The sequence below is a fragment of the Rhizobium sp. RSm-3 genome (assembly GCF_001854685.1).
GTDB classification, from domain to species: domain Bacteria; phylum Pseudomonadota; class Alphaproteobacteria; order Rhizobiales; family Rhizobiaceae; genus Rhizobium; species Rhizobium ecuadorense.
Genome location: NZ_MAWZ01000001.1, coordinates 306,387 through 333,285 on the forward strand (window position 1 = coordinate 306,387; position 26,899 = coordinate 333,285).

Here is a 26,899-nt window from a genome sequence, read left to right on the forward strand (position 1 = left end):
TTCTGCCAAATGCAGAAAGTAGGAATTTCCTACTCATTTCGGGTGATCGCCCGGCCGCCTCAAGCGGGCCTGGTCTAACCGCGCCAGCGTCCATCCTGCCACAATTGCGCAAGTGACATCGGGTAGTCGGGGAAGGAGAATTCGAAGCCGGAGGCCTTGAGTTTCGCATTCGAAACCCGCTTGTTCTCGCCGTAGAAGGAGCGCGCCATCGGCGTCAGCTCGGCGGTTTCGAAGGCCTGCTCCGGCGGCGGTTCGACGCCCATCAACCGCGCTGCCTCGACGATCACGTCCTGCGGCGGGCCGGGCCGGTCGTCGGTGATATTATAGATGCCGCCGAGGCGATGGTCTGACAGGAAACGGGTCGCCGCACCGATATCCTCGACGCGGATGCGGTTGAACACCTGGTCCTTCTTGATCAGCCGCCGCGCCGTGCCCTTGTCCAAATTGCAGAAGGCATTGCGTCCCGGCCCGTAAATGCCGGAAAGTCGAAGCACCGCCGCCGGCACGCCGCATCTCTCGCCCATTGCCAGCCAGCCCTCTTCCGCCTCGAGCCGCTCCTTCGAGCGCCCGGAGACGGGCACACACGGCGTTTCCTCGTTGATCCACCCGCCCTTGTGGTCGCCGTAGACGCCGACGGTGGAGAGATAACCGATCCATTCGAGGCCGGACGGCAGGTTTGCGCCGTCTTCGCCGAGCAGCCGTAGCAGCGGGTCGGCCTTTCCCGGTGCGATCGACTGCACGAGATGGGTGACATCGGCCAGAGCCCGGCGCAACCCGTCGTCCATGGTCTCGCCGTCGAAAAGGAAGGCTTCGACGCCGTTCTGCAGGAGCGCGTCCATCTTGTCGGCCGAGCGCGTGGTGCCGGAAATGCGTACCCCGTCGCCGGCGAAGGCCTTGGCGATCGCCGTGCCGGAATAACCGCAGCCAAAAATCATCACATGCATCATCTTACTCCCGCCAGCCGCCATTCAGTCAGCACGTCGTCGTCAGTTTCATCGGCTCGTTGTGTCGCAAGGCTTGAAAATGCGCCAGCCTCCATCAGCCGTGACAGCGCCCACACTGCCATTCCCCGCACCACCGGCGAGGCATCGCCGGCGAGCAGCTGACATTGGGCGATAAGAGCCTTCTCGCCGGAATTGCCGGCGGCGATCAGCACATTGCGGATAAAGCGATCGCGGCCGATTCGTTTCACCGGCGAGCCGCTGAAGAAGGCGCGGAAGGCGGCATCGTCAAGCGTCAGCAGAAAGGCAATCGACGGCTCCTGCAGATCGTCCCGCGCCTTCAGCTTCATCTCGGAGGCCGCACTTGCGAACTTGTTCCACGGGCAGGCGGCGAGACAATCGTCGCAGCCATAGATGCGATTGCCGATCAGCGGCCTGAGATCGGCGTCGATCGGCCCCTTGTGCTCGATGGTGAGATAGGAGATGCAGCGCCGCGCATCGATCTGGTAAGGCGCGGGAAAGGCGGCCGTCGGGCAGGCGTCGAGGCAGGCGCGGCAGGAGCCGCAATGATCGGCCTCTTCGGCGTCGACGGCGAGATCGGCGGTGGTGAACATGCTGCCGAGAAACAGCCAGGAGCCGTGCGTGCGGCTGACGAGGTTGGTGTGCTTGCCCTGCCAGCCGAGGCCGGCCGCCGCCGCCAGCGGCTTTTCCATCACAGGCGCGGTATCGACGAAGACTTTGACGTCGGCGCCGGCCCGCGCCGCAAAACGCGTGGCGATCTCTTTCAGCCGGCCCTTGATGATGTCGTGATAATCGCGGTTGCGGGCATAGACTGAGATCGCCGCCTTCTCAGGCTTGGCGAGAACGCCGCGCGGATCTTCCTCCGGGGCGTAGTTGAGGCCGAAGACGACGACGGACCGCACCTCGCTCCAGAGCGTGCGCGGATCGCCGCGCCGCTCGCGCGTCTCCGCCATCCACTCCATCGTCCCATGCCGCCCGGCATCGATGAACTGGCCGAGGCGCTCTTTGGCTTCGGGAATCGCGTCGGGCCGTGTGATGCGGCAGAGATCGAAGCCCTTGGCGGCAGATTCCGCCCGCACGAACAGGGTCAAATTGTCGCGGCGGCGGCGCTCTTTGTCATCTCTATCGGCTTCGGGCATGAAAAGCCCTCGTCAGAAATCCAGATCGGCATAATGCGATACCGGCGTGAGGCCGCGCACCCGCTCGGTCAGCATCGGCCGGAAGGAGGGGCGCGATTTCAGCCGCTGGTACCAGTCCTTGACGACGGGCGCGTCCGCCCAGTCGATTTCGCCGAGATAATCGAGGATCGAGATCGAGGCCGCGGCGGCAAGGTCGGCATAGCTCATCCGCTCGCCCGCCAGCCATTGGCGCGAGCCGGCAAGCCAGGTGAGATAGCGCATATGCTGGCGGATATTCGCGCGAGCCGTGCGCAAAATCTTCGAATCCGGGGCTCCGCCGCCCTGATCGGCGGTCATCTGCAACTTGTAGACACGCTCGCGAGCGAGCGGCTTGGTCACGTCGTTTTCCATCTTCTGCATGAACCACTCGCTCAGCCGGCGGATTTCCGCCCGCTGGAAAGGGTCTTCGGCGAGCAGCCGCCGGTCGCGCTTCAGCACGCCGTGCGTCTCATCCAGATATTCGGATATGACGGTGGCGCCACAGAGTGCGCGCATGCTGTCGTCGACATAAACAGGCAGCGTGCCGGCCGGGTTGAGCGCCAGGAAGTCCCGGCGCTTCTCCCATGTCTGCTCCTCGATCAGATCCGCCTGATAGCCGTATTCGGCCAGGATCAGCCGGACGAAGCGAGATGCGGATGACATGGGATGATGATAAAGCGTGGGCATCGATACTCGAGCTTCGTGATTGCTGTTACAGGACTGTGTGGCAGCTCAGTTATAGCGCCCTAGTCATGACTCATTGGTTGAAGCTATAGGAGCTTGGCCCCGCCAATACAAGCGAATCGGATTTTACGCCATCTGACAATGGCGAGATACGGTCTAGCGAACGAATGGAAGCGGCGGCCTGATCGACCCAAGCGGTCAGGCCCGACCGACCTTTAAACGGAGACAATGTATGGATTATATCAATGCTGCGCTTCTCGGTATCATCGAGGGGATTACCGAGTTTCTGCCGATCTCGAGCACCGGCCATCTGATCATTGCGGAACAATGGCTCGGCCACCGGTCGGACATGTTCAACATCGTCATCCAGGCCGGCGCCATCCTCGCCGTCACCATCATCTACTGGCGCCGCCTGCTGGATCTGGTGCTTGGCTGGCGGGAGCCTGAGAATCGCGATTATGCCGCCAAGCTGATCGTCGCCTTTCTCATCACCGCAATCCTCGGGCTTGTCGTCAAGAAACTCGGCTTCGAGCTGCCGGAGACGGCCACACCGATCGCCTGGGCGCTGATCATCGGCGGTTTCTGGATGATCTTTGCCGAATGGGCCGCGGCGCGCAAAGCTCCCCATAAGGAGATCACCTGGCTCGTCGCCATCCTGGTCGGTATCGCCCAGATCGTTGCTGGCGTCTTCCCGGGAACGTCGCGCTCCGGCGCTACGATCTTCGTCGCCATGCTGGCCGGCACCGGCAACCGCGCCGCTGCGACCGAATTCGCCTTTCTCGTCGGCATCCCCACAATGTATGCCGCCAGCGGCTATGAATTGCTGAAGACCTTCAAGGACGGCGGCGCGGCTAACGAAGACTGGACAGCGCTCGGCATCGCCTTCGTTGTCTCCACGATCGTCGCGTTCATCGCCGTCAAATGGCTGCTGGCCTATATCAGAAGCAACCGGTTCACGCTGTTTGCCGTCTACCGCATCATTCTCGGCGTCCTGCTGCTCGGCATGGCCGCAACCGGCCTGATCGCCTAAGACATTCCCAACGCCTTGCATTCGCGCGGCTCCCAGGCGCGAATGCAAGGTGCCGCGTCGAGCTTGCGAGCAGGCACGCGATTGCCAGCCAAGGGCGCCTTATTTCCAGATAGCAATATAAAGAGATAGGTGCCTGCTGCTGTTTTGAAGCGGGCAAGACCGGGCGTTGACCTTGGAGCGTCCTGCTTCAGGCGCTCCGACTGCTACGTGTCTTTATGAAAGATGCCGGCGGCAAGGCCGGCCTTTCGTCAATGGCTGATCGAAGCCGTCGAGCAAGGATCGACGCCGTAGGCCGGCGAACAGCCACCCTTCACTGCTGCGACCGAGCCGGACGCAACGAAGGAGCCTGCAAGGATAACCAGCGCCGCACACGCAAACAGGAGCGCGATTGACTTGCCCATCGAGAAATGCCTTTCACAGTGATTGCCGCACGCGATCCCAAGCGTTGAGTCCGTTGGAAGACGCGCGGGCTTGGTAGTCAGTGGAATGGCAAATAGCAATAAACGTTCCTGCTAAATTTGGCGTTAATTCCACAAAATTTCCGATGCGTCTTTTATGCAACGGCACTTGGTATGACTGGCACAACAACATTTCAAACTTGCGCCGGCTTTGCTTGAGCCGACAAAAGAAAACGCCGTCCGCGGCATGCGCGAACGGCGTCGTTCCGACGGTTCAAAAATTGGTCAGGCGGCCTTGCCGGTGCCGGTATACTGGCCGTGCGGACGATAATGCACAAGATAGGAGCCGAGCACCGATGCGGCCATGGTCGGCGCAATGCCGAGGCCCTGCAACGTACGACCTTCCGACTCGGCCGCAGCGGAAACGATGTTGTCGTGCTTCAGCATGCGCACCTGATCCGGCGTGATCGGCGGCGTTATGAAGGGGATCAGCGAGGCGATGCTGCCGATCATCGACGCAATACCGAAGGGCAGGGAGACCAGCGGGTTCTTGCGGCACGTCACCTTCAGCATCATCTCGAGACATTCGCGGAAGCTCAGCACCTCGGGTCCGCCAAGCTCATAGATCTTGCCGCCGGCGACCTTGCCGTCGACGGCGCGGGCGACGGCCTCGGCGACATCCTCGACATAGACGGGCTGGAATTTCGTCTTGCCACCGCCGACCAGCGGCAGGACCGGCGACATGCGGGCCATGTCGGCAAACTTGTTGAAGAAGCTGTCCTCCGGGCCGAAGACGATCGACGGGCGGAAGATCACCGCATCGGGCTTGACGGAGAGGATGGCGGTTTCGGCGCGGCCCTTGGTGCGGCCATAGCCGGACTCGGAATGGGCATTGGCGCCGATCGCCGAAATATGGGCGAGCGTGGCGCCGGCGCCGCGGGCCGCTTCAGCGACCGCACGCGCGCCGAATTCCTGCACGGCGTCGAAGGTGTTGCGGCCGGTCTCATGCAGAATGCCGACGCAGTTGACGACATGATCAGCACCGTCGACGGCGCGGTCGATCGAGCTGCGATAGCGCAGATTCGCCTGCACGAAGGAGATCTGGCCGACATTGCCGAGCGGCTGCAGGAAGCCGGCAAGATCGGGACGGCGCACGGCGACCCGAATATTGTAACCGCGCTTGGCGAGCGCCCGGACCACGTGCCTGCCCACAAAGCCGGACCCTCCGAATACGGTGACGAGCGGCGGCAGGTTGGCAAGGGTCATGGCAGGCTCCTCGAAAGGCTTGGCGGGATGCTGTATCGGCTCCGTCTTAGCCCAATCCCGGCGCGACGGAAAGGCCCATCGCACTGTCGGTTTTTGCAGATGCGAAGTTGCGTCAGAAACGGCGCACTGCGTTCTAGACGCCCTCGACGACGACCATTTCCGCGTCCGCCACTTCCTGGCGGATTTTCGCGGCGATCTGGTATTCCGGTGAATTATAGCAGTCGACCGCATGCTGCATCGAGGGGAATTCGATCACGACGTTGCGAGCGCGCGGCCTTCCCTCGAGTTCGGTGAAGGCGCCGCCGCGCGCCAGGAAATTCGCGCCGTATTTTTCGAAAGCCGGCTTGGCCGCCGCCACGTAATCCTTGTAGCGCTCGGCATCGCGAACGTCGACGCGGGCGATCCAATATCCCTTGGCCATGATCTTCTCCCTTTCGCGTTGGTGTCTGTCAGCGGTTTGCCGGCCAGCGCGCAGCAACCATTTCGTTGAGCACGGCGCGGGCGGCATGCCGGGGATCGGGTGCCTTGACGATCGGCCGGGCAACGACGAGATGCGTCGCCCCCGCCTTCAGCGCGTCGAACGGCGTCATCACCCGCTTCTGGTCGCCATGGTCGCTGCCCGTCGGGCGAATGCCGGGGGTGACGATCGCCATGTCGGGGCCGACGATCTCGCGCACCTCGGCCGCCTCAGCCGCCGAGCAGACGATGCCGCCCATGCCGGCCGCGCGCGCCTGTCCGGCGCGGCGCAGCACCAGGCTGTGCGGATCCTGGCTGTAGCCGGCGTCGGCAAGGTCTTCGGCATCCATCGAGGTCAGCACGGTGACGCCGAGCAGGCAGAGGCCGGAGCCGGCAGCCGCCTCGACCGCCGCCTTCATCGCTTTGGGATAGGCATGCAGCGTCAGCATCGACATGCCCATCTTGGCGATGTTCTCGACGCCGGAGGCAACGGTGTTGTCGATGTCGAGCAGCTTCATGTCGAGAAAGACCTTCTTGCCGCTTGCGGCAAGGTCGCGGGCAAATTCAAGGCCGCCGGCAAAGACCAGCTGATAGCCGATCTTGTAGAAGAGAATGTCGTCGCCGAGCGTGGAAACCAGTTTTTCCGCCTCGCCGATCGTTGGAACATCCAGGCCGACGATCAGCCGCTCGCGTGCGTCCATTTCAAGTCACCCCCTCCAGTCTTCGATGGGTGTCCAGTCGCATGTCAGGGCCAGATCCGCAAGGCCGAAAGCATAGAGATTGCCGCCGCCGGCCGGCTGGTCGCGATCGCGGCCGATCGGCCTGCCGGCCAGATGGCATTTGAGCAGCGTGCCGACGCCGCCATGGCCGACGAAGGCGATCGGCGCTGTCGCATCATGGGCGGCAAGAACGGTCTTCACCGCCGTAACGATGCGGGCCTGCGCATCGACGGCGCGCTCCCAGCCTTTGAAGCTTTCCTCAGGATGGGCGAAAAACCAGTCGGCCGCCTCTTCGAATTGCGGCGGCGGCAGGAAGCCGGTGGCCGAGCGGTCGTTCTCGTGCATGGCGTGAACGACCTCGATCGTCACGCCGGAGGCTGCCGCCAGAATTTCGGCCGTCTCGATCGCCTTCGTCTCGTCGCTGGAGACGATGCGCCGCAGCTTGCCGGCCCAGTCGCTCTCCGCCGCCCTGCGTGCTCGCGCCGCACCGAGATCGGAAAGCCCCCATTTCGGCACCGGCACCTCGGCGTCGATCCTTACTTGCGGATGGGTGATGTAGAGCCCGAACATCAGCCGCGCCGGTACATCCAGAGCTGTGCCGGCGGAATGTTGCGCATGACGAAGTCGAAATGCTGAATATGGTAGCGGTCGGGATTGGCGGCGATCGGCGAGATCGCGCCATAGGAGATCTGCACCACCGGCCGGCCGGGGGGCAGGCGGTCGAGCAGGCTTTCGAGCAGCGCAACGCGCATCGCCATCGGAAAGTTCAGGAGCGGTATGCAGGAGATGACGCAATCGAACGTCCGGTCGCCGAATGCACCCAGCGTGGCCTGGAGATCGAAGGCGTCGCCGTTGATGAAGTGCACACCGGGATAGGCGCGCTGCAGATGCTGGTGGAAATCCGTCGAATATTCGATCGCCACCAGATTGTCCGGCTTCACGCCGCGGCCGAGGATGGCTTTGGTGATGGCGCCAGTGCCCGGGCCAAGTTCGAGCACCGGCAGCCCGGAATGCATGTCGATGACGCTTGCCATGCGCTTGGCGGTAATCGAGGAGGTCGGCACGATCGAACCGACCGTCTTCGGCCCCTGCATCATGCCCCGGAAGAAACGGATTTCCTCATCGAATCTCTTGCCGAAGTGTTCCTTGACCTTGACCCTTAAGCGCATTCTCCACCCATCCGCATGTTGATCGACTGTCTTAATATGCCGCTTGTCGCTGTCGGGACAAGGATTTTCGCAACAAGGACATCGGCATCAACAACTCATGCGGCTTTCGGCGCCGATCGCGGCACGAGACCGGCAAGCCTTTCGCTGAGATGCTCGGCGTCGACAGGCGCGCGCAGCTTCTTGTCGGTATTGTCGAAATAGAGATAGACGTCGCGGCCCTTGTTGGACGCTGCGAGCGGCGCCAGCACCCGCGTCGCATTTTTCGGTTCACCGTCGGTTGCCCAGGCGCGGACGCGTTCGGCCCAAAGGTCGAGTGCCTCGTCCTCATAGCCGCTGACATAGAGTTGTTCGGAACCATGCAGGCGGCAATAAACGAAATCGGCGGTGATATCCATCAGCAATGGCCATTCCACCGTGTCGGCGCAGACGAGGGCGACATTATGTCGCCGGAGCATTTCGATGAAGGCGGGAGAGCGGAAGCTGTCGTGGCGGATTTCGAGCGCATGGCGGAGCGGCTGATCGCCATCGCTTCGAAGCCAGGCGCGGCCTTTGACGTGCCCGTCATGCCGCTTGGCGAGTGCTTCAGCCGCATCGCGGTCCTGCGGCAGCAGCGCCAGAAAATTTTCGAAAAGATCGGGATCGAAGGCCATGTTCGGCGGGAATTGCCAGAGGATCGGCCCAAGCTTGGGGCCAAGCCGCAGCAGGCCGGAGGCGAGAAAATTGGCGAGTGCCGTCTCGATCTCGCGCAGCCGCAGCATATGGGTGATGAAGCGCGGCCCCTTGACCGCGAAGACGAATTTCTCGGGTGTTTCGTCGCGCCAGCGGCCGAAGCTGTCCGAACGCTGCAGGCTGTAGAAAGTGCCGTTGATCTCGATCGACGGGAAGCGCCGGGCGGCATAGGAAAGTTCCTGCTTCTGCGGCAGGCCTTCCGGATAGAATTGGCCGCGCCAGGGCGCATAAGTCCAGCCGGATACGCCGATGCGCACCGTTCCCGCCTTTTTCGTCATCGGATCCTCCGTTTTCACAGGAGGAGCAATCCTCCGCCGTCACAGGAGGAAAAACGGAGCCGGCCGGCCTTCGTTCCCGTCAGACGCGCATCGGCATCAGCACGTAGAGCGCATCGTCGCCCGCCGTATCGCGGATCAGCGTCGGCGAGCCGGCATCGGCCAGCAGGAAGATCGCTTCCTCGCCGGAAAGCTGCGCGGTGATGTCGAGCAGGTATTTGGCATTGAAACCGATTTCCATCGCATCCGTGTCGTAGCCGACGGCCACTTCTTCGGTTGCGCTGCCGGAATCCGGATTGTTGACGGTCAGCATCAGCTGCCCTTCGGACAGCGCCAGCTTCACGGCGCGGCCGCGCTCGGAGGAAATGGTGGAGACGCGATCGACGGCCTGGGCGAAGGTCGTGCAGTCGACACGCATTTCCTTGTCGTTGCCCGTCGGGATGACCCGCTGGTAATCCGGGAAGGTGCCGTCGATCAGCTTCGAGGTCATGACGATCGAGCCGATGGTCAGGCGGATCTTGGCATCGGAGACCTCGACGGTCACCGTCACCTCCGGATTGTCGACCAGCTTCTGCAACTCGCCGACCGTCTTGCGCGGAATGATGATGCCCGGCATGCCTTCAGAGCCGGAGGGCGCATCGACATCGGCGCGCGCCAGCCGGTGACCGTCGGTGGCAACGGCCCTCAGCTTCAGGTCGCCCTTGCTCTCGATCGTGTGGAAGAAGATGCCGTTGAGATAATAGCGCGTCTCCTCGGTCGAGATCGCGAACTGCGTGCGGTCGATCAGCATCTTCAGATCGGTCGCCTTCAGCTTGAAGGAATGCGTGAAGGTGCCGGCGGTCAGATCGGGAAAGTCGGATTCCGGCAGGCACTGCAGCGAGAATTTCGAGCGGCCGGACTGCACCGTCATCGAGCCGCCGTCGGCGCTGGTGGCGAGCAGCACTTCCGAGCCGTCGGGAAGCTTGCGCACGATATCGTAGAGAAGATGGGCCGGAACGGTTGTGGCGCCCGGCTGCTCGACGCTTGCCGGCGTCGCCTCGGTGATTTCGAGGTCGAGGTCGGTCGCCTTCATGTCGAGGTTCTGGCCGTCGGCCTTGAGCAATACGTTGGACAGGATCGGGATCGTGTTGCGACGTTCGACCACGCGGTGCACGTGGTTCAGCGATTTCAACAGGTTTGACCGCTCAATAGTAATACGCATGGAATGCTACCGCTTTCGACCGTGACTGTCCGGGCGCATCGAGCACCCGAAGAATGCTTTCCCGGCCTGAGACCGGAGGAGTGGACGGGCAAAATGGCAGACTTCAGCATCGGATTGCAAGAGGCATGGAGGGCCAAGCGCCTGCATTTGCGGTTTTCCCGGGCAATTCTCACAGAAATCCGAACCCTTGCCGAAGCCGTGCCGCTCGCCCATAAAGGCGCGATGACGGCGGGACGAAAGCAAATGGCATGAATGAGGAAACGACAGAGCAGGCCGCCACCCGGCGAAGCTTCCGCCTGCACAATATGGCGGTGCCGGCGCGGCCGCTGGAGCCGGCGCTTTATCTGGTCGCCACCCCGATCGGCAATCTCGGCGATATCACCCTGCGCGCGCTGGAAACGCTGGCCGGCGCCGATGTGCTCGCCTGCGAGGATACGCGCGTCACCCGCGTGCTGCTCGACCGTTACGGCATCCAGAACCGGCCCTTCGCCTATCACGAATACAATGCCGACGAGGCCGGCCCGCGGCTCCTCCAGGCGCTGGAGGCCGGCCGCTCGGTGGCGCTCGTGTCGGATGCCGGCACGCCACTGGTCTCCGATCCGGGCTATCGGCTGGCGCAGCAGGCGATTGCGGCAGGTTACCGCGTCATCCCCATTCCCGGCGCCTCGGCGCCGCTCGCAGCCCTTGTCGGCTCCGGCCTGCCGAACGATGCCTTTCTGTTTGCCGGTTTCCTGCCGGTCAAGGACAAGGCCCGCCGCGACCGTCTCGGCGAACTCGTCGCGGCTCCCGCGACACTGATCTTCTTTGAATCGCCGCATCGCATCGGCGCCACGCTTCTTGCTGCCGCCGACGTGCTGGGAAGTGCGCGGCCCGCCTCCGTCTGCCGCGAACTGACCAAGACCTATGAGGAGTTCCGCCGCGGCACGCTTGGCGAGCTTGCCGCACACTACCAGCAGGTGGAAAACGTCAAGGGCGAGATCGTCCTCGTCGTCGGCCCGCCGGAGCCGGTGGAAACGCCGGAGGCCGATGTCGAAGCTGTGCTGGCCGATCTCGCAAAAACGATGCCGACGGCCAAGGCCGCGACCGAGGCCGCCCGTCTCACCGGCCTGCCGCGCAAGGTGCTCTACCAGCGCCTGCTGGAACTGAAGGGCGCCGATGGGCGATAGGGATCTCACCGCCCTGAAAAGGAAAGCGCAGCGCCGGGGCCTGATGTCGGAATATGTCGCCGCCGTCTTTCTGATGCTGAAGGGTTACCGCATCCTGGCACTACGCCACCGCACCCGCCTCGGCGAGATCGATATTATTGCCCGCAAGGGCGATCTCGCCGTCTTCGTCGAGGTCAAGGCCCGCCATGGCGAGGCGGCGGCCGTCGACGCCGTCTCCGCCGCCGCCCAGAAGCGCATACGGGCGGCAAGCGATCTCTGGCTCGCCCGCCAGGCGGATCAGGCCCGTCTTTCCCAGCGTTATGATATCGTCGCGGTCATGCCGGGCCGGCTGCCGCGGCACTTTCCCGACGCCTTCTGACCTCCTGCGACCATCGGCTTTCCCGATCGTTAAAATTTTAGCGCCGGCGTGAACCAGGTTCTTACGACTGTCTGTTACCCAAATCTCGGTTGGGATAAAGATTTGGGGGTTGTTTCATGGCCTGGAAGCTGATGCTTGCAAGTGCGGTCGCCATGGCCGCGCGCTCGGTGCCTTATGCCGTGGCGAAGCCGGCCGGCAAATCCTTTGTCGCCCATGCGAGCGATCTCCTGCCGCTGAAATCGACGCCGATCAATCCGGACTGGATCGTCAGCGGCAATCCGCAGGCCCGCACCGCCGAACATTCGCGCGGTCATGACGAGGCCTCGCTGACGGCGATCTGGGATTGCACATCAGGCGAATTCCGCTGGTATTTCGGCTGGGACGAGACCGTTATGATCCTCGAAGGCGAGGTCCATATCACCGCCGAGGACGGCACCGAACGCACACTCTGCGCCGGCGATGTTGCTTTTTTCGCCGGCGGCACCTGGGCGAGCTGGCGAGTCGACAATTATGTCCGCAAGGTCGCCTTCCTGCGCAAGCCTTTCCCCAAGCCGCTGGCGATCGCCTATCGCCTCCGCAACATGCTGCGCAATGGCGGCAATCAGGGCATCGCCGCCTGAAAAGCGCGGCCAATCATGTGCTAATCCGGCTGCGGCGGGGCGGTCGTTTCCCCCTCTAATACCTCGCAGGCAAACAGGATCGGATTGTCGAGCTCAGGCGCGGTTTGTTTGTTCAACAGAACGGCGACCGCGGCGGCGGCGACGTCCTGGATCGGCTGCTTCACCGTTGTCAGGCGCGGCGTCGTCATGCTGGCGAGCGGGATGCCGTCGAAGCCGACGATGGAAAGGGCTGCAGGAACCGGAATTCCCAGATCATGCGCCGCCCGCATGCAGCCGATCGCCTGCTGGTCCGAACTGGCAAAGATCGCCGTCGGCCGCTCGTTGCGGGCGCGGGCCAGAAGATAGTTTCCAGCCGAGCGGCCGCTCTCATAATCGAAGGCCGCCTCGGCAATCAGCGGCGGTCCCGCCATTTTCGCGCTGCCGTCCGCCTGTTCCCCCGCCTGCTCGATTGCATCGAGATAACCCTTGAGGCGGTCGTTGGCGGGGACGGAGTGTCCGGGCCCTGAGATGAAGCCGATGCGGCGATGGCCGAGCTTCAGAAGGTGCTCGACGCCGAGGCGAACGCCGGCGCGGTGATCGGCGGCAATGCCGGAATATCCGGGCATAAGACGGTCGACGACGACGATCGGCAACCCTTTCGGCAGCTTGATCGTATGGAAGTCATTGCTGGGAACGAGAATGATGCCGTCGACCTTCCGGCTCGTCAGCTGCTTGATCCGATCGGCTTCCTTGGCCGCATGATCGAGCGAGGTCATGACGATGATATTATAGCCGTGATTGGCCGCCGCCTGTTCCGCCGATTGCACGAGTTCGGAGAAGAACGGATTGGTCAGATCCGGGATGACGATGCCGATCAGGCGGCTGACCTTGCTGCGCATGCTTCTTGCCGACGGGTCGGGAAGGTAACCCAGGTCCCTGATGATCCCTTCGACGCGCGCCCGCACCTCCTTGGTCACGGAGGGATGATCGTTCAAAACCCTGGAAACGGTGCCGGTGGAAACACCCGCAAGCTTGGCAACATCCCTGATCCCGACCTTTGACATGACTGAAATAGATGCCCTTCATTCTTCGTCTGAGCAACGCGCCCGAAGGCGCCTGATCCAGGCTTCCAGCTAATTGTCTTCAGGTCTCTAGTCAAAGGCCGTCTCTCTCGGTCGGCCGAATATGACAGCAGAGCCTGCCGAGAACCATGGAAACGGTTCATCAGGAATATGTCAATACGCGCTTGATACGGCGCCTGAGTCCTCTGTCTGGCGCGCTTTCGACCGCTTGACAATTCTCAACGGCGTGTTACCCATTTGTCGTTGGAAACGGTTCATTGCCGCGGGGCAACTCAGATGGAGCTGAGCAGAGGGCCGTTCAGGAGGAAAAATGTCCAATTTTAAGCGCGAATCCGTCTTGATCAATGCACCGCGCCGTGCGGCCTTGAAGGTCGGCCTTGCCGGCACCTTGCTGCTGGCGCTGTCCTGCAGCGTGTCGCCTGCCTTCGCGGCCGAGAAGCCGAAGGTCGGCCTGATCATGAAATCCTTGTCGAATGAGTTCTTCAAGCAGATGAAGGCCGGCGCCGACAAATATGCGGCCGAGAACAAGGACAAGTTCGATTTCAAAGCCGTCGGCATGAAGGACGAGCGTGACTTCGCCTCGCAGGTCGACGCCGTCGAGAACTTCGTCACCCAGAAATACGATATCATCGTCGTGGCCCCGGCCGATTCAAAGGCGATGGCAACGCCGCTGGCAAAAGCGGTCAAGGCCGGCGTCAAGGTCATCAACATCGACGTACCGCTCGATGCCGATGCCAAGAAGAAGGCCGGTATCGATCTGGCTTTCTTCGGGCCTGACAACAAGGAAGGCGCAAAGCTCGCAGGCGATGCGCTGGCCAAGGATCTCGGAGCCGGCGCCAAAGTGGTCATCCTCGAAGGCAACCCCGAGGCCGACAATGCCAAGGAGCGCAAGGAAGGCTTCGTGGACTCCGTCAAATCGGGTAAGCTCGAGCTTCTCGACAGCAAGACTGCCCATTGGGAGACCGAGGAAGCCAACACTGTCATGACGAATTTCCTGACGAAGTATAAGGATATTCAAGGCGTGATGGCCGCCAACGACTCCATGGCGCTCGGCGTCGTCAAGGCTCTCGATGCGGCCGGCCAGGCCGGCAAGATCAAGGTTGTCGGCTTCGACAACATCCCGCCGGTTCAGCCGCTGATCAAGGATGGCAAGATGCTCGCCACCGTCGAGCAGTATGGCGCGCAGATGGCGGTCATGGGCATCGACTATGGCATGCGCGAACTTGCCGGCGAAAAATTCACCGGCTGGGTCAAGACCGACGTCAAGCTCGTCACCTCTGCCGATCTGAAATAATCGGGATTTCCGACGACAGGACAAAGAGGCGCCGGCTTGCTGCTGGCGCCAACGACTACCAACCGATCGACGCGTTGATTGCTCCGGAGGAGGCTTGTTTCGAGCCTCTCCGATGCGCCTTCCGTGGAGGATCGCCTAATCGTGCATGAGGTCGACGTGTCAGACGCAGCAGATGACGACATCCTGAGGCTGGAAGGAATCGGCAAGCGCTTCCCGGGCGTCGTGGCGCTCAAGGACGTCTCGATGCGGATCGGCCGCGGCAAGGGGCATGTTCTCCTTGGCGAAAACGGCGCCGGAAAGTCGACGCTGATCAACCTGCTCGGCGGCGTCTTCAGGCCGGATGACGGTCACATCCTGTTCGACGGCAAGCCCTATCACCCGGCCTCGCCGCTGGAGGCGTTCAGGGCCGGCATCCGCGTCATTCACCAGGAACTGCATCCGCTATCCAACCTGACGGTGGCGGAAAATCTGCTGTTTGAGCATCTGCCGCGCCGATACGGCCTGGTAAACTACAAGGCGATGAACGCCAGGGCGGCCGAACTCCTCGAAGAGGTCGGCCTCGATGTCGCCCCGACGACGCTGGCAAGCAGCCTCAGCGTTGCGCAACTGCAGCTGGTCGAGATCGCCAAGGCGCTGTGTTACGAAAGCAAGCTTCTCGTTCTCGATGAACCGACCGCGACCCTGACCTCCAAGGAGGTCGATCGCCTGTTCGAAATTCTGAAGCGGCTGAAGGGTCGCGGCGTCACCACGCTTTATATCTCGCACCGGCTGGAGGAAATCTTCGACGTCGGCGACGATGTGACGGTGCTGCGCGACGGCCAGCATGTGATCACCCGGCCGCTGGCCGGGCTTGCTATTCCTGATATCGTCGAACTGATGGTCGGGCGCAAGCTTGCCGATCACGGCATCTTCAAAGGCGACAGCACGGTATCCGGCGAAGCGCTCGGTGTCTCCGGCCTGAAGGTGACGCGCAACAGCCCGGAACTGTCTTTTTCCGTGGCCAAGGGCGAAATCGTCGGCATCGCCGGCCTTGTCGGCAGCGGCCGCACCGAGGCGGTGCGCGCCCTCTTCGGCGCCGACGTCAAGGCATCGGGCGAAATCCGCCTGAACGGCGAGCCGGTCGAGATCAAATCGCCGAAGGATGCCGTTGCCGCCGGGCTGTGCCTGGCGACCGAAGACCGCAAGATGCAGGGCCTGATGCTCGACATGAGCTGCGCCCAGAATGCCACCATCACCGATCTCGCCAGGATCTCCCGCAACGGCCTGATCAACCGGAGAGCGGAGGACGATCATTCGCAACGCCTGGTGCGCGAACTGCGGATCAAGACCCCGTCCATCCATCAGGCGGTCAGAACCTTTTCCGGCGGCAACCAGCAGAAGGTCGTCATTGCCAAATGGCTGTTTCGCGGCCCCAAGGTGCTGATCTTCGATGAGCCGACCCGCGGCATCGACGTCGGCGCCAAGGCCGAGATCTATGAGCTTCTGTGGAAATTTGCCGCCGAGGGAAAAGGTGTGCTGGTGGTATCTTCGGATCTGCCGGAGCTGATCGGCATTTGCCATCGCATCATCGTTTTCTCCGACGGCAAGATATCCGGCGAAATCGCCCGCGAACAATTTGACGAGAGCAGGATCCTGTCGCTCGCTTACAAGGAGTACAGCCGTGTCCGCCAGCATTGAAAAACAGACCGAGGCAAAAGAGGCGCGCTTCTGGGACAAGCTTATCCGGATCTCGATGAAGGAGGCGGGCGTCGCCATTGCCCTCATCCTGATCCTGGCGTTTTTCTCGGCGACGGCGCCCTATTTCGCGACGCCGGAGAATTTCCTGAAGATCTTCGTGCAGATCGCCATCAACACCGTGCTTGCTGCCGGCATGACCTTCGTCATCCTCGTCGGCGGCATCGATCTTTCCGTCGGCTCGCTGCTGGCCCTTTGCACGGTGATCGGCGCCACGATCATGATCAACCCGGCCTTTTCGCCATGGCAGGCGATTATCCTCGCCTGTCTTGCTTCGATGGGCACGGGTGCTGCGCTTGGCGCCGTCAATGGCTGGATCTGCGAGAAGTGGAAGCTTCCCTCCTTCATCGTCACGCTCGGCATGCTGAATGTCGCCAGCGGCCTGGCCCGCGTCGTCAGCGACAATTCGACGATCACCGGCCTGCCGCAGCCTTTCGTCGATTTCGGCAACCTGATCTTCTGGGGCATACTCCCATCGATCTTCCTGATTGCCGTCGTCGTCGTCCTCATCGGCTGGTTCGTGCTGCGCTATACCGTCTTCGGCCGCTTCGTCTTTGCCATCGGCACGAATGAAGAGGCCGTCCGGCTCTCCGGACACCAGCCGAAAAAATACAAGATCGCCGTCTTCACCATCTCAGGGCTGACCGCCGGCATCGCCGCCATGGTCTATCTGCTCCGCCTCAATGTCGGCAGCCCGGTCGCCGGTATCGGCTACGAGCTGAACGCCATCGCCGCCGTCATCATCGGCGGCACCAGCCTCTCGGGCGGCAAGGGTTCGATCATCGGCACGCTGGTTGGCGCCTGCATTCTGCAGGTCCTGTCGACCGGATTGCAACTGCTCGGCGCCGACGACAATATCAAGCCGATCGTCATCGGCGCCGTCATCGTCCTTGCCGTCATTCTCGACAGCTATCGCGGCCGATTGATGCGGATACTCGAAACGCGGTGATCCATTCAAACGCCTGCAGCGCCGCTTGCGCGTCTGAAAAGACGCGCGGCGCTGTAGCGCCGGAAAGCCTGATTGACCGTTGCGTTTGATACCGGGCCGACCTACATCTGTCCGGCATTCAGCGAGGGACGGAAATGGCCAAGATCACCAATGTAGCGGTCCAGATGGATCATGTCGCCGGCATCAATATTGCGGGCGACTCCACCTTCGCCATGAGCCTGGAAGCCCAGGCGCGCGGCTACCGGCTGTTCCATTACACGCCCGAGCGCCTCAGCTTCCGCGACGGCAAGCTCTATGCCAGCGTCGAGCCGATGCTGCTGAAGGACGTCAAGGGCGATCATTTCGAGCTCGGCGCGCCCGAGCGCGTCGATCTCTCCACCATGGACGTGGTGCTGCTGCGCCAGGACCCGCCCTTCGACATGGCCTATATCACCTCGACGCATCTGCTCGAGCGCATCCACCCGAAGACCCTCGTCGTCAACGATCCGGCCTGGGTGCGCAATTCGCCGGAAAAAATCTTCGTCACCGAATTTGCCGACCTGATGCCGAAGACGCTGATCACCAAGGATCCGGCCGAGATCCGCCGCTTCCGCGACGAGATGGGCGATATCATCCTCAAACCGCTCTACGGCAATGGCGGCGCCGGCGTCTTCCATTCGACCCGCGATGACCGCAACCTCTCCTCGCTGCTCGAAATGTTCGGCCAGCTGTTCCGCGAGCCCTTCATCGCCCAGCAATATCTGCCCGACGTGCGCAAGGGCGACAAGCGCATCATCCTGGTCGACGGCGAATTTGCCGGCGCCATCAACCGCGTGCCGGCCGAGCACGACAGCCGTTCCAACATGCATGTCGGCGGCCGCGCCGAGGCGACTGAACTGACGCCGCGTGAACAGGAAATCTGCGCCCGCATCGGCCCGGCGCTGAGAGAACGCGGCTTCCTGCTCGTCGGCATCGATGTGATCGGCGATTACATGACCGAGATCAACGTCACCTCGCCGACAGGCATCCGCGAGGTCAAGAAGTTCGGCGGCGCCGATATCGCAAGCCTGCTCTGGGATGCGATCGAGCGCAAGCGCGGCTAAGCCTGCCGCGTGGACCACGCGCCTGCCGTGACCGGACACAACCCCGGTCACAGACTATATCCGACTACGTTCCTTTCTTGTTCTTGTTTTATTCCTGTTCCCATGCCAGATTGCAACTGCTGGCCCTGAAGGGTTGCAGGCGGTATAAGAGTTGGCGGGCAAGGGGTGGGCATATGGTCGCGCGTGTCAGTACGGTGGCATTTCAGGGCATCGAAGGTGTGCCGGTCGAGGTCCAGGTCATGGTCGCGCCCGGCAAGGTCGGCATGCAGATCGTCGGCCTGCCCGACAAGGCGGTGGCCGAAAGCCGCGAGCGGGTGCAGGCCGCCCTTCACGCCTCCGGCCTGGCGCTGCCGGCCAAACGGGTGACCGTCAACCTGGCGCCGGCCGATCTGCCGAAAGAGGGCTCGCATTTCGATCTGCCGATCGCGCTCGCTTTGATGGCCGCACTCGGCGCCATCCCCGCCGACGCGCTGTCGGATTATGTCGTCGTCGGCGAACTCAACCTCGATGGCACCATCGCCGCCATATCGGGGGCGCTGCCGGCCGCGATCGGCGCCAATGCGCTCGGCAAGGGGCTGATCTGCCCGGCCGAAAGCGGCGCCGAGGCCGCCTGGGCCGGCACCGAGGTCAATATCCTCGCTCCGCGCAGCCTGATCGCCCTTGCCAATCATTTCCGCGGCACGCAGGTGCTTTCCAGGCCGGAAGCGTCGATCCGCGCCAATGCCGCCAATCTGCCGGATCTCGCCGAGATCAAGGGCCAGGAAAGCGCCAAGCGGGCGCTCGAGGTGGCGGCCGCCGGCGGCCACAATCTGCTGATGGTCGGGCCTCCCGGCTCCGGCAAGTCGATGCTGGCGGCAAGGCTGCCGTCGATCCTGCCGCCGCTTTCGGCCGCCGAACTGCTTGAAGTCTCGATGGTCCATTCGATCGCCGGAGAGCTTTCCGGCGGCAAGCTGTCGGACCGCCGGCCTTTCCGCACCCCGCATCACTCCGCCACCATGGCGGCCCTCGTCGGCGGCGGCATCCGCGCCCGGCCCGGCGAAGCCTCGCTTGCCCATCACGGCGTGCTCTTCCTCGACGAGTTTCCCGAATTCACCCCGCAGGCGCTGGATGCGCTGCGCCAGCCGCTCGAAGGCGGCGAATGCGTCATCGCCCGCGCCAATCACCGCGTCTCCTATCCGGCGAAATTCCAGCTGATCGCGGCAATGAACCCCTGCCGCTGCGGCATGGCCGGCGAGCCCGGTCATACTTGCGCCCGCGGCCCGCGCTGCATGAGCGATTACCAGGCCCGCATCTCCGGCCCGCTGATGGACCGCATCGATATCCGCATCGACGTGCCGGCCGTCTCCGCCGCCGATCTCATCCGCCCGTTGGCCGCGGAGGCCAGCGCCGATGTCGCCCGCCGCGTCGCCCGCGCCCGCGAACGCCAGCAAGAGCGGTTCGAGGCCGCCGGCGCCAAGGGCATCGGCACCAATGCCCGCTGCTCCACCGCAATGATCGAGAAACTCGCCGAACCCGACGCCAGCGGCCTGCAACTGCTGCGCGACGCCGCCGAAAAAATGAAATTCTCCGCCCGCGGCTACCACCGCGTCCTCAAGGTCGCCCGCACCCTGGCCGATCTCGACGGCAAGTCGACGGTCGGCCGCATTCATCTAGCCGAGGCGATCTCCTATCGTATCGCTGGCGAGAGGCTGACGGCGGCGTAGGAAGAGAGGACGTTCTGACAGTGCGAGCGCCAAAAGCCGCGAACGCGTCAAGGTGGCTCTTCAAGCCTCCGGCCTGGCTCCGCCGGGCAAGCGGATAACCGTCAATCTGGTGCCAGCCGATTTGCCGAAAGAGGGCTCGCATTTCGATCTGCCGATCGCGCTTGCCCTGATGCCATTCCCGCTGACGCGCTGTCGGATTATGTCGTCGTCGGCGAACTCAATCTCGATGGCACCATCGCCGCCATATCAGGCGCGCTACCGGCCGCGATCGGCGCCAATGCGCTCGGCAAGGGGCTGATCTGCCCGGCCGAAAGCGGCGCCGAGGCCGCCTGGGCCGGTGCCGAGGTCAATATTCTCGCCCCGCGCAGCCTGATCGCCCTTGCCAATCATTTCCGCGGCACCCAGGTGCTGTCCAGGCCGGAAGCGTCGATCCGCACCAATGCCGCTAATCTGCCGGATCTCGCCGAGATCAAGGGCCAGGAAAGCGCCAAGCGGGCGCTCGAAGTCGCGGCCGCCGGCGGCCACAATCTGCTCATGGCATAAACAAAAGACCCCTGACCTGCTAGAGCATGAAGTGCCGTGTTCACCTAAGGTCGGCGTATAAGCGGTTCTAATTCCTAGCAATTCGCAATGATCGTGAGACGATTGCGTCGCGACAACGTGTTCCCATAATCAGCACGCAGTCCAACTATTTAGGCTTAGATTTGGGTTAATCGTAAGTAATCTCATCGATATCGAACAGGCAGAAGGTCCTGAAAGCTCTAGCAACGCAGCATCGGCGATGCATAGCCCTTTCAAGCACGAAGTTGCTCAAGAGAATATTCTCGGTGTGCAACCACTTTGCTCAATGCGTTCACTCTGATATATTCATTACTTCTAATTGTGGGGGGTGAAAATGATGTGGTCTGCTTGGCGCCGTCGTGTCCTTGCCTGGAGTCTTTTTTGCGCATCCGCAACAGTGATGTGTTCAAGCTCCTTTGCAGGCGATCAAGGCTTAGGGTCATATCTGTCGCGGCAAAATTCTGCGGCCCGGATCGGCCCGTCCGACCCGCGCGATCAAAAAGTGGTGGCCGGCGTTTTTGAGGACGTTTTGAACTATGCATTTCCATCGATGGCCGACGCTTGGGAAATTAATCCAATCCACGTTTGTTGGGAAAATATGGATAAGGCAGATTCGAACCTGCTTGAATTGGTCCGCACCGCCGTGGAGGAATCGTGGTCACGATACTCTCGACTTGATTTCATAGGCTGGGAACAATGCTCGCCCACCACTCAGGGTATCAGAATAGTAGTGAAGGATGATGGACCCCGAACACTTGGTTTGGGTAAGCGGCTGGATGGGGTTCATGACGGAATGCTCCTCAACTTCACTTTCCTTAAATGGAGCGAGAGCTGTTCGGAGAGCGAGGATACACGAAAGGATTGCGTGTACAGTATCGCCGTCCACGAATTCGGACATGCAATCGGCTTTGCTCATGAACAAAACCGACCAGATACGCCATCGGATGAATGTTACGGTAGGGCCCAAGGAACTAGTGGCGATACATTACTGACACCATGGGACCTTCATTCCGTAATGAATTATTGCAATCCGGTCTACGGCAATGACGGTAAGTTGTCAGAGTTCGATCAGTACGCCGTGAGTGCTGTCTATGGGCCGCGCTAACATGCGCCCCTCATCAATGGGAGCTTGGGGCCTTCTCGTCGCTTTTTTTACCCTCGCCTTGGGCATTGAATCGCGCTCGGGCAGCGCCATTGCCGCGGACATCAAAGAAATGATCAACAGAAAACGAGACGGTGTCGTCTACATCGAGGCAACTGCTGAAGATAACAAAGGCGAGAGGCGCACTACGAAGTCTACTGGATTCTACATTGACAGAGAAGGAAATATTTTAACGGCATTTCACGCTCTCTCCGAACTCGGTGATTATCGTCCTGATACATTGAGCGTAACAGTTCACCGTGGGAGGAAAGATAATCAAGCTTATAGCGCGGCTCCAGTCGATTCTAACGCCAGCCGTGACTTGCTTTTACTCAGGGCCGACAATCTGGCTGAGAGTAAACCCATCTGCACGAGTGTCGACAGAGCCCCCTCATCTATAGTGGGCGAGGAAGTCTATACCGTGGGATTTCCCAACGACCTGCCCTTCGTCAGCGCGAGTGGAAGGGTTACCTCAACTGACGGACCGGGGGGAACGCTGATTACAGACATGGTGATAAACCCCGGGCAAAGCGGAAGCCCAGTGTTCTTAAAAGATGGGACGGTAGTGGGAATAGCAAAGGGCCAAATGGAGGTTAAAGGCAAAGGAGTCGCGGGACAGTACGTAATTATTCCATTGACCTATGCGCAGCCAATTTTACCTTCTTTAGTTGGAAATCCGGGTTGCGCAAATGAGCAAGTTTCGGAGATAAATCCGAACAGTCTTTCCGTCGGGACCGAAAATTCCGTAGACATCATCGCGATTGTGGACGACTCGGCCTCGATGTATGACGATCAAAAGAAATTTTTTGAAGCATTCACGTTATTCATGAAGGATTTAGATGCGGATGAAGATGTGCGGGTTTGCCTGCTCACTACAGACGCTGGTTTTTACAAAGGGAACGTTTTGCCCTGGGTTACCAGAGCGGGCAGCGTGAAGACTCTAGTTACAAACGTCCTCGACAAAAATACGCCCGACTTTGACAGGGTAGTGAAGGACACGCTGGCCAGCATTGGTTCCGAGTGGAGTTCCGATGAGCAAGGGATCAAGTCCCTCAATCTGCACGTCCGATATCGCGCCGACAAGGGATGCCTGCGACAGAAGGGGGTTCTGATAGCGATCGTTCTTTCGGATGAAAATGAGCGAAGCATCGGAGGAAACCTGGGGTGGAGCACGGAGCAATACAAACCCCTCGATAAGGAAAATTACCCCGATGATCTGCTTAGCACAATAAGTCGCATTTTGCCGTCAAAGGTTTTCGTATGGAATTCAATTATCGTTGTCCCTGGCGATGAGAAATGCGAAAAAATTCAGGATGCCCAGGAATCGCCCTCGTTCTTTGGCACTCTTTACAAGGAACTTTCCGAGAAGACGGGTGGTTATGTTGGCAGTATATGTAAGCCGGACTTCAAGGTGCACTTTGAAGGTATTGGTCAGGCAGTCCAGGATAAAATCAATTCAGCCGCACCCCACTGATCTGTGGACCTAATAGGAAGAACGGAATAAGTCCCCGGAAGGGACGAGGCCCGAATTGCTCCGAGCCCTGAGGTTGGTGCTGTTGGTTGTGACGATAAATGGAGGTGGGGGCCCGAGAGGCCTTGATTTGCAGGGCATTCGGGGTTCCGATGGCGTCCCTACGCGGCTAATTAGCCACTTTCGGTAGAAGTCTTTGAAATATAACGAAATGGTCTTCAGAAATCGAGCGATGCCTTAGGAGTCGTGGACTCTTGGGATTCCCAAAGGTGAGCAAATCAGATTCAAGACTGTCTTTTGGAGGCAGTCATGGGTGTTTTAGATCGTCTCATTCTTCGAGATGACCAGTGGGAGCGGATGTCTCGTCATATCATTGGCGACGATCGCACGCGCGGTTCGTCTGGACGTGACAATCGCATGTTTGTGGAAGCGGTCTTGTGGATCGTGCGGACGGGTTCACCCTGGCGCGACCTGCCGGAGGTGTTCGGTGATTGGAACAGCGTGTTTCGCCGCTTCAGCCGCTGGAGCCAAAAGGGTGTCTGGTGGCGTGTCTTTGAGGCGATGTCGGAGGATACCGACTTCGAATATCTGATCGTCGACAGCACCATCATCCGGGCGCATCAACACGCCTCCGGCGCAAAAAAGGGGCTGAAGATCAGGCCCTTGGCCGTTCGCGCGGCGGCTTGAGCACCAAAATCCATATGGCCGTGCGTGGCCTTGGATGTCCCGTTCGTTTCATTCTGACCGCCGGTCAGAAAGGCGATGCACCGCAAGCCGATCTCCTGATCGAAGACCTGCCAGCCGAGGTCGTCATGGCCGATACGGCCTACGACAGCGACCGGCTACGCAAACTCATTGCCGACAAGGGCGCGCAAGCGGTCATCCCGAACAACCCCTCGCGTGCCAAGAAGTATCCGCTCGACAAGCAACTCTATGCTCAGCGTTATCTCGTCGAATGCTGCTTCTCGAAGCTCAAGCAGTTTCGACGCATCGCCACACGATATGAGAAAACCGTTCGAAACTACAAAGCTATGATCGCTCTGGCCGCAACAATCCTATGGCTCAGATAAGTGTCCACAGCTCCTAGGCCACGCCCGTTTTCCAGTGACTAACTCTGATACCTCGGTAACGACAGCGGCTGCATCGGTCAAAATGGTTCGAGCCTTTTGGTTGTCTTTGATGGCCCTCATGCAGGCCATGTAGTCGCTCATGGCGGCACGTGCCCCCTTTGCGTACTCCTCGTCCATATCGGGCAACCCCACTCCCATTGCATCGGGATTGCCATCTTCGAGACAGCTACCCTTCATCGTGCGATAGATCGCTGGGAAGTCGGACAGCATCCATTTCGGTAATTGGTGCCGGGACACAATGCCCATCAGGTCCTTCTCCATTTCCCTAGCAGACTTCACGGCGTTGCCTCTTCCCGTGCGGTGCTTCTTTGCCCTAACGTAGGCTCTGAAGACGTTACGCTTATCGACACGCGATAGCGGCAGTCCGTGTCGCCTATTTGCCTCTGCGGACAACCATCGTATTTCCTCTGGCCTCGATGGTGTCACGACAATCGCTTGCATTTTCGAAGGCTATTGCGGTGGGCAGCATGAACACGGTGCCAACCATCCACCAGCACGAAGCCCCTTGGCGCCTCGTCGGCGGCATCAACCCTCGCGATTTTGATCGGGATAAACTTCTCCCCGCCACGCATCAGTTCGGCGTAGTGCCGGACGGTCTTGAAACACATCCGCTCCCGTATCTGGTTGTCTGGTAGTAGCACCACGGGGTAATCTCCCCTCAAACTAATCGGGTTTAAAAGTAGAATTTTCTCACAATGATTTTGGAGAAGATTCCGATGAAGGCATCACGATTTAGCTACGCGCAGATCATGGCGATCCTGAAGCAGGCCGAGGACGGTATCCCGGTGGCGCAACTGTGCCGGGAGCATGGCATGAGCGACGCCAGTTTTTATAAATGGCGCGCGCGCCTGGGCGGCATGGATAGTCGATGGTGGCGCAGATGAAGAGCATGGAGGACGAGAATCGACGGCTAAAGAAGATGTATGCCGAGTTGAGCATGCAGAACGATCTTCTGAATTCCCCGCCTTTCGTACGCGCCGAAATGAAGTCGCGCTCCATTTCCGTCATGACCGCGTATATATGGAGCATGGCTTTGTCCGCCCTCGGGAGGTTCGCAATGGGAATCATTACGCGTTTTGTCCTCCATCAGGGTCGCGATCCGAGCCACCTTTCGCCTCAACCTGTCTAGCTTGGCAACGAGTAGGACGGCCCCAGGCGCGGGCCTGGCACCGAGCTGATGCATGGGTGGAGGGCGCGGCATGGGTGTGCCTCAGCTAGAGCGAAAGATCACCATGCCTCCTGCCTAGTCGCGACTCGCTCGCTGCCTCCCTGCTTTCTCGTGCCTAAGAGCAGTCGAACGTAGTAAATAAACATAACATTGTTGTGGAATCTGGGGATTGACAAGGAGTAACTACGGAAAGGCAGGTCCCTCGGCGATGATTAAATACTTCCTTACAAGATGTCAGGAAAAAACATGGTATGAAGGGATGTAGAGTTGGCTACCTTGACGTGCAGCTAAATAAATAATACAATCCTCGCCCATTGGTAAGGTCAACCTACTTCAAGAGGCGACGTCGTATGTCATGCGGATATAATCTCACTCGGAGAAATTTACTAACGCACACAGCGTACGCACTGTCGGGTGCCATTGTTATTGCTGCCGTTCCGCGGCGGGTACACGCGCAATACAGCGTAAAGGAGGCTTTCTCCATCTCCACTGAAATTAATGCTCTTGAGGAAAAAGCCGATACACTGGCCTTGCCGCCATCAAAAACGCCTCTTCCAGGCGATCTAACAGCGAGATCAGCGTTAGATACTGAGAACATTTATTTAAATGGCATGCCAAGGCTCCTAGCTTTGATCGAACGAGCGCAAGGGCAGGAACGTGGGGCAAGCCTGGCAGATAATGCGTCTGTCTATTTAAGCGATATTACCCGCCAGGAGCACAGTTTTACTCAGCCTAATCCTAAGCCCCTTGAGCCGAGAAAAATCGCAAAAGTTTCGCCTCCTGAAAAGGTCACGTCGACGACCGGTAAGGCTTCGGCTGCAGAGTATCGCGAACTGTATTCAAGCTGCGTTGTCAATTCAGATAGGGACGGTAACGTTCAATGGCATGTGAAGCAATTGAAGGCAGGGAAGGCACAGTATGCTGCGTTGTCAGCACTAACTGCCGTTCCCTGGTATTTCATTGGGATATTGCATGCGCTTGAGGCGAGCTTCAATTTCAGTTCACATCTCTACAATGGAGACACACCACTTTCGAAGAAAACCACTCACGATCCAAAGCGACGTCCGAGAGATTGGCAGCCCCCCTACAGCTGGCAGGCGAGCGCACAGCATGCGCTCACCGATGAAGGTTTCGTGGGGCAGGAGAGTTGGGCACTCGAAGATATTCTGTACAGATTTGAGCTCTACAACGGACTTGGTTATCGGCGAAAGAGCATCCGCGTAGCTTCGCCCTACTTGTGGAGCTTTTCGTCTCACTACAAATCAGGGAAATTTGTGAAAGATAGTGTATATAGCGCCAGCACCATATCACAACAATGTGGAGCTGCAGTAATGCTGAAGTACCTCGAAAAATCTGGCGAAATAGGCCCCTTATAAACATTCATGTTGGCGCATAGAATGAGAAAGTTACTATTT

The 26,899-nt window shown here is 60.4% G+C and carries 28 protein-coding genes and 2 pseudogenes; 17 read left to right on the forward strand and 13 right to left on the reverse strand.

The genetic code is table 11. The features are described from left to right. Positions 1–74 precede the first annotated feature (74 nt). The 3 genes from BBJ66_RS01505 to BBJ66_RS01515 are packed head-to-tail and all read right to left on the reverse strand — an operon-like array spanning position 75 to position 2,806. On the reverse strand, positions 75–944 hold the full coding sequence (locus BBJ66_RS01505) for an SDR family oxidoreductase (protein ID WP_071084476.1): 870 nt from the start codon (positions 942–944) through the stop codon (positions 75–77). Continuing rightward, positions 944–2,101, reverse strand: a complete 1,158-nt coding sequence (queG, locus tag BBJ66_RS01510; protein WP_071084478.1) for a tRNA epoxyqueuosine(34) reductase QueG — start codon at positions 2,099–2,101, stop codon at positions 944–946. Before queG ends, BBJ66_RS01505 begins: the two co-directional genes overlap by 1 nt. 12 nt (positions 2,102–2,113) lie before the next feature. After that, entirely contained in the window at positions 2,114–2,806 is a 693-nt protein-coding gene (locus tag BBJ66_RS01515) for a glutathione S-transferase family protein (RefSeq protein ID WP_049730772.1), read from the reverse strand. 229 nt (positions 2,807–3,035) lie between these two features. Here BBJ66_RS01515 and BBJ66_RS01520 point away from each other — a divergent pair, with 229 nt between their 5' ends. Then, positions 3,036–3,833: an undecaprenyl-diphosphate phosphatase gene (locus BBJ66_RS01520; protein WP_049730771.1), complete on the forward strand. Its 798-nt coding sequence runs from the start codon at positions 3,036–3,038 to the stop codon at positions 3,831–3,833. Between the two features lie 248 nt (positions 3,834–4,081). Here the strand turns inward: BBJ66_RS01520 and BBJ66_RS34825 are convergent, their stop codons facing one another. From BBJ66_RS34825 to dnaN, 8 genes are all read right to left on the reverse strand, one after another. Further along, positions 4,082–4,234 carry a hypothetical protein gene (locus BBJ66_RS34825; RefSeq protein WP_003570911.1) on the reverse strand — a complete coding sequence of 51 codons (153 nt, stop codon included), beginning with the start codon at positions 4,232–4,234 and terminating at the stop codon, positions 4,082–4,084. A 282-nt stretch (positions 4,235–4,516) separates the two neighbouring features. Then, positions 4,517–5,497, reverse strand: a complete 981-nt coding sequence (locus BBJ66_RS01525; protein WP_049730770.1) for a complex I NDUFA9 subunit family protein — start codon at positions 5,495–5,497, stop codon at positions 4,517–4,519. Between the two features lie 133 nt (positions 5,498–5,630). After that, positions 5,631–5,918 (reverse strand): DUF1330 domain-containing protein, encoded by a 288-nt coding sequence (locus tag BBJ66_RS01530; RefSeq protein ID WP_012559686.1) that lies wholly within the window; start codon positions 5,916–5,918, stop codon positions 5,631–5,633. Positions 5,919–5,946: 28 nt separating this feature from the next. Further along, the gene (gene pyrF / locus BBJ66_RS01535; protein WP_071084480.1) at positions 5,947–6,654 is read right to left on the reverse strand and encodes an orotidine-5'-phosphate decarboxylase; all 708 of its coding nucleotides are present in this window, start codon (positions 6,652–6,654) and stop codon (positions 5,947–5,949) included. Positions 6,655–6,660: 6 nt separating this feature from the next. Continuing rightward, positions 6,661–7,242, reverse strand: coding sequence for a histidine phosphatase family protein (locus tag BBJ66_RS01540; RefSeq protein WP_071084482.1), 582 nt, complete (start codon positions 7,240–7,242; stop codon positions 6,661–6,663). Beyond that, a complete protein-coding gene (gene pmtA, locus BBJ66_RS01545; protein ID WP_049730767.1) occupies positions 7,242–7,841 on the reverse strand; it encodes a phospholipid N-methyltransferase PmtA in 600 nt (199 codons plus the stop codon). The genes BBJ66_RS01540 and pmtA overlap by 1 nt, the downstream gene beginning before the upstream one ends. Positions 7,842–7,936: 95 nt before the next feature. Continuing rightward, a complete protein-coding gene (locus tag BBJ66_RS01550) occupies positions 7,937–8,848 on the reverse strand; it encodes a DUF72 domain-containing protein (protein ID WP_071084484.1) in 912 nt (303 codons plus the stop codon). Positions 8,849–8,927: 79 nt separating this feature from the next. Then, positions 8,928–10,046, reverse strand: a complete 1,119-nt coding sequence (gene dnaN / locus BBJ66_RS01555) for a DNA polymerase III subunit beta (protein ID WP_071084486.1) — start codon at positions 10,044–10,046, stop codon at positions 8,928–8,930. 93 nt (positions 10,047–10,139) lie between these two features. Here dnaN and BBJ66_RS34830 point away from each other — a divergent pair, with 93 nt between their 5' ends. The 4 genes from BBJ66_RS34830 (at position 10,140) to BBJ66_RS01570 (ending at position 12,190) form a co-directional block, all read left to right on the forward strand. Continuing rightward, the gene (locus BBJ66_RS34830) at positions 10,140–10,298 is read left to right on the forward strand and encodes a hypothetical protein (RefSeq protein ID WP_167347720.1); all 159 of its coding nucleotides are present in this window, start codon (positions 10,140–10,142) and stop codon (positions 10,296–10,298) included. After that, positions 10,295–11,212 (forward strand): 16S rRNA (cytidine(1402)-2'-O)-methyltransferase, encoded by a 918-nt coding sequence (gene rsmI, locus BBJ66_RS01560; protein ID WP_049730764.1) that lies wholly within the window; start codon positions 10,295–10,297, stop codon positions 11,210–11,212. Before BBJ66_RS34830 ends, rsmI begins: the two co-directional genes overlap by 4 nt. Next, positions 11,202–11,570 carry a YraN family protein gene (locus BBJ66_RS01565; protein ID WP_071084488.1) on the forward strand — a complete coding sequence of 123 codons (369 nt, stop codon included), beginning with the start codon at positions 11,202–11,204 and terminating at the stop codon, positions 11,568–11,570. The genes rsmI and BBJ66_RS01565 overlap by 11 nt, the downstream gene beginning before the upstream one ends. A gap of 116 nt (positions 11,571–11,686) precedes the next feature. After that, positions 11,687–12,190 carry a cupin domain-containing protein gene (locus BBJ66_RS01570; RefSeq protein ID WP_049730762.1) on the forward strand — a complete coding sequence of 168 codons (504 nt, stop codon included), beginning with the start codon at positions 11,687–11,689 and terminating at the stop codon, positions 12,188–12,190. Between the two features lie 20 nt (positions 12,191–12,210). On the opposite strand, the gene BBJ66_RS01575 is transcribed toward BBJ66_RS01570, so the two are convergent. Continuing rightward, on the reverse strand, positions 12,211–13,233 hold the full coding sequence (locus BBJ66_RS01575; RefSeq protein WP_071084490.1) for a LacI family DNA-binding transcriptional regulator: 1,023 nt from the start codon (positions 13,231–13,233) through the stop codon (positions 12,211–12,213). A gap of 328 nt (positions 13,234–13,561) precedes the next feature. Between BBJ66_RS01575 and BBJ66_RS01580 the strand changes: the two genes are divergently transcribed. From BBJ66_RS01580 to BBJ66_RS32825, 9 genes and pseudogenes are all read left to right on the forward strand, one after another. Beyond that, a complete protein-coding gene (locus BBJ66_RS01580) occupies positions 13,562–14,545 on the forward strand; it encodes a sugar ABC transporter substrate-binding protein (RefSeq protein ID WP_071084492.1) in 984 nt (327 codons plus the stop codon). A 156-nt stretch (positions 14,546–14,701) separates the two neighbouring features. Continuing rightward, a complete protein-coding gene (locus tag BBJ66_RS01585; protein ID WP_071084967.1) occupies positions 14,702–16,222 on the forward strand; it encodes a sugar ABC transporter ATP-binding protein in 1,521 nt (506 codons plus the stop codon). Next, the gene (locus tag BBJ66_RS01590; RefSeq protein ID WP_071084494.1) at positions 16,206–17,228 is read left to right on the forward strand and encodes an ABC transporter permease; all 1,023 of its coding nucleotides are present in this window, start codon (positions 16,206–16,208) and stop codon (positions 17,226–17,228) included. Before BBJ66_RS01585 ends, BBJ66_RS01590 begins: the two co-directional genes overlap by 17 nt. 134 nt (positions 17,229–17,362) lie before the next feature. Further along, complete coding sequence (gene gshB / locus BBJ66_RS01595) at positions 17,363–18,310, forward strand: glutathione synthase (RefSeq protein WP_071084496.1); 948 nt, start codon at positions 17,363–17,365, stop codon at positions 18,308–18,310. Between the two features lie 173 nt (positions 18,311–18,483). Further along, entirely contained in the window at positions 18,484–20,013 is a 1,530-nt protein-coding gene (locus tag BBJ66_RS01600) for a YifB family Mg chelatase-like AAA ATPase (protein WP_071084498.1), read from the forward strand. Positions 20,014–20,020: 7 nt separating this feature from the next. Continuing rightward, a pseudogene (locus tag BBJ66_RS32820) lies at positions 20,021–20,550 on the forward strand (magnesium chelatase domain-containing protein); the annotation flags it as partial. Between the two features lie 358 nt (positions 20,551–20,908). Then, positions 20,909–21,679 carry a M12 family metallopeptidase gene (locus tag BBJ66_RS33980; RefSeq protein ID WP_116429601.1) on the forward strand — a complete coding sequence of 257 codons (771 nt, stop codon included), beginning with the start codon at positions 20,909–20,911 and terminating at the stop codon, positions 21,677–21,679. Continuing rightward, positions 21,666–23,189: a S1 family peptidase gene (locus BBJ66_RS01605; protein WP_071084499.1), complete on the forward strand. Its 1,524-nt coding sequence runs from the start codon at positions 21,666–21,668 to the stop codon at positions 23,187–23,189. Before BBJ66_RS33980 ends, BBJ66_RS01605 begins: the two co-directional genes overlap by 14 nt. Positions 23,190–23,495: 306 nt before the next feature. After that, a protein-coding gene (locus BBJ66_RS32825; protein WP_088930309.1) for an IS5 family transposase occupies positions 23,496–24,256 on the forward strand; the annotation gives its coding sequence in 2 pieces (ribosomal slippage) (positions 23,496–23,823 and positions 23,823–24,256; 762 coding nt in all). Here BBJ66_RS32825 and BBJ66_RS34685 read toward each other — a convergent pair. After that, positions 24,242–24,562 carry a hypothetical protein gene (locus BBJ66_RS34685; protein WP_145926485.1) on the reverse strand — a complete coding sequence of 107 codons (321 nt, stop codon included), beginning with the start codon at positions 24,560–24,562 and terminating at the stop codon, positions 24,242–24,244. The genes BBJ66_RS32825 and BBJ66_RS34685 overlap by 15 nt on opposite strands. 221 nt (positions 24,563–24,783) lie before the next feature. Between BBJ66_RS34685 and BBJ66_RS34710 the strand changes: the two genes are divergently transcribed. From BBJ66_RS34710 to BBJ66_RS34495, 3 genes and pseudogenes are all read left to right on the forward strand, one after another. Then, a complete protein-coding gene (locus tag BBJ66_RS34710) occupies positions 24,784–24,951 on the forward strand; it encodes a hypothetical protein (protein WP_161492664.1) in 168 nt (55 codons plus the stop codon). 81 nt (positions 24,952–25,032) lie between these two features. Further along, positions 25,033–25,271, forward strand: a pseudogene (locus BBJ66_RS01630) (transposase); the annotation flags it as partial. Positions 25,272–25,834: 563 nt separating this feature from the next. Beyond that, entirely contained in the window at positions 25,835–26,860 is a 1,026-nt protein-coding gene (locus BBJ66_RS34495; RefSeq protein ID WP_128146123.1) for a hypothetical protein, read from the forward strand. Positions 26,861–26,899 lie beyond the last annotated feature (39 nt).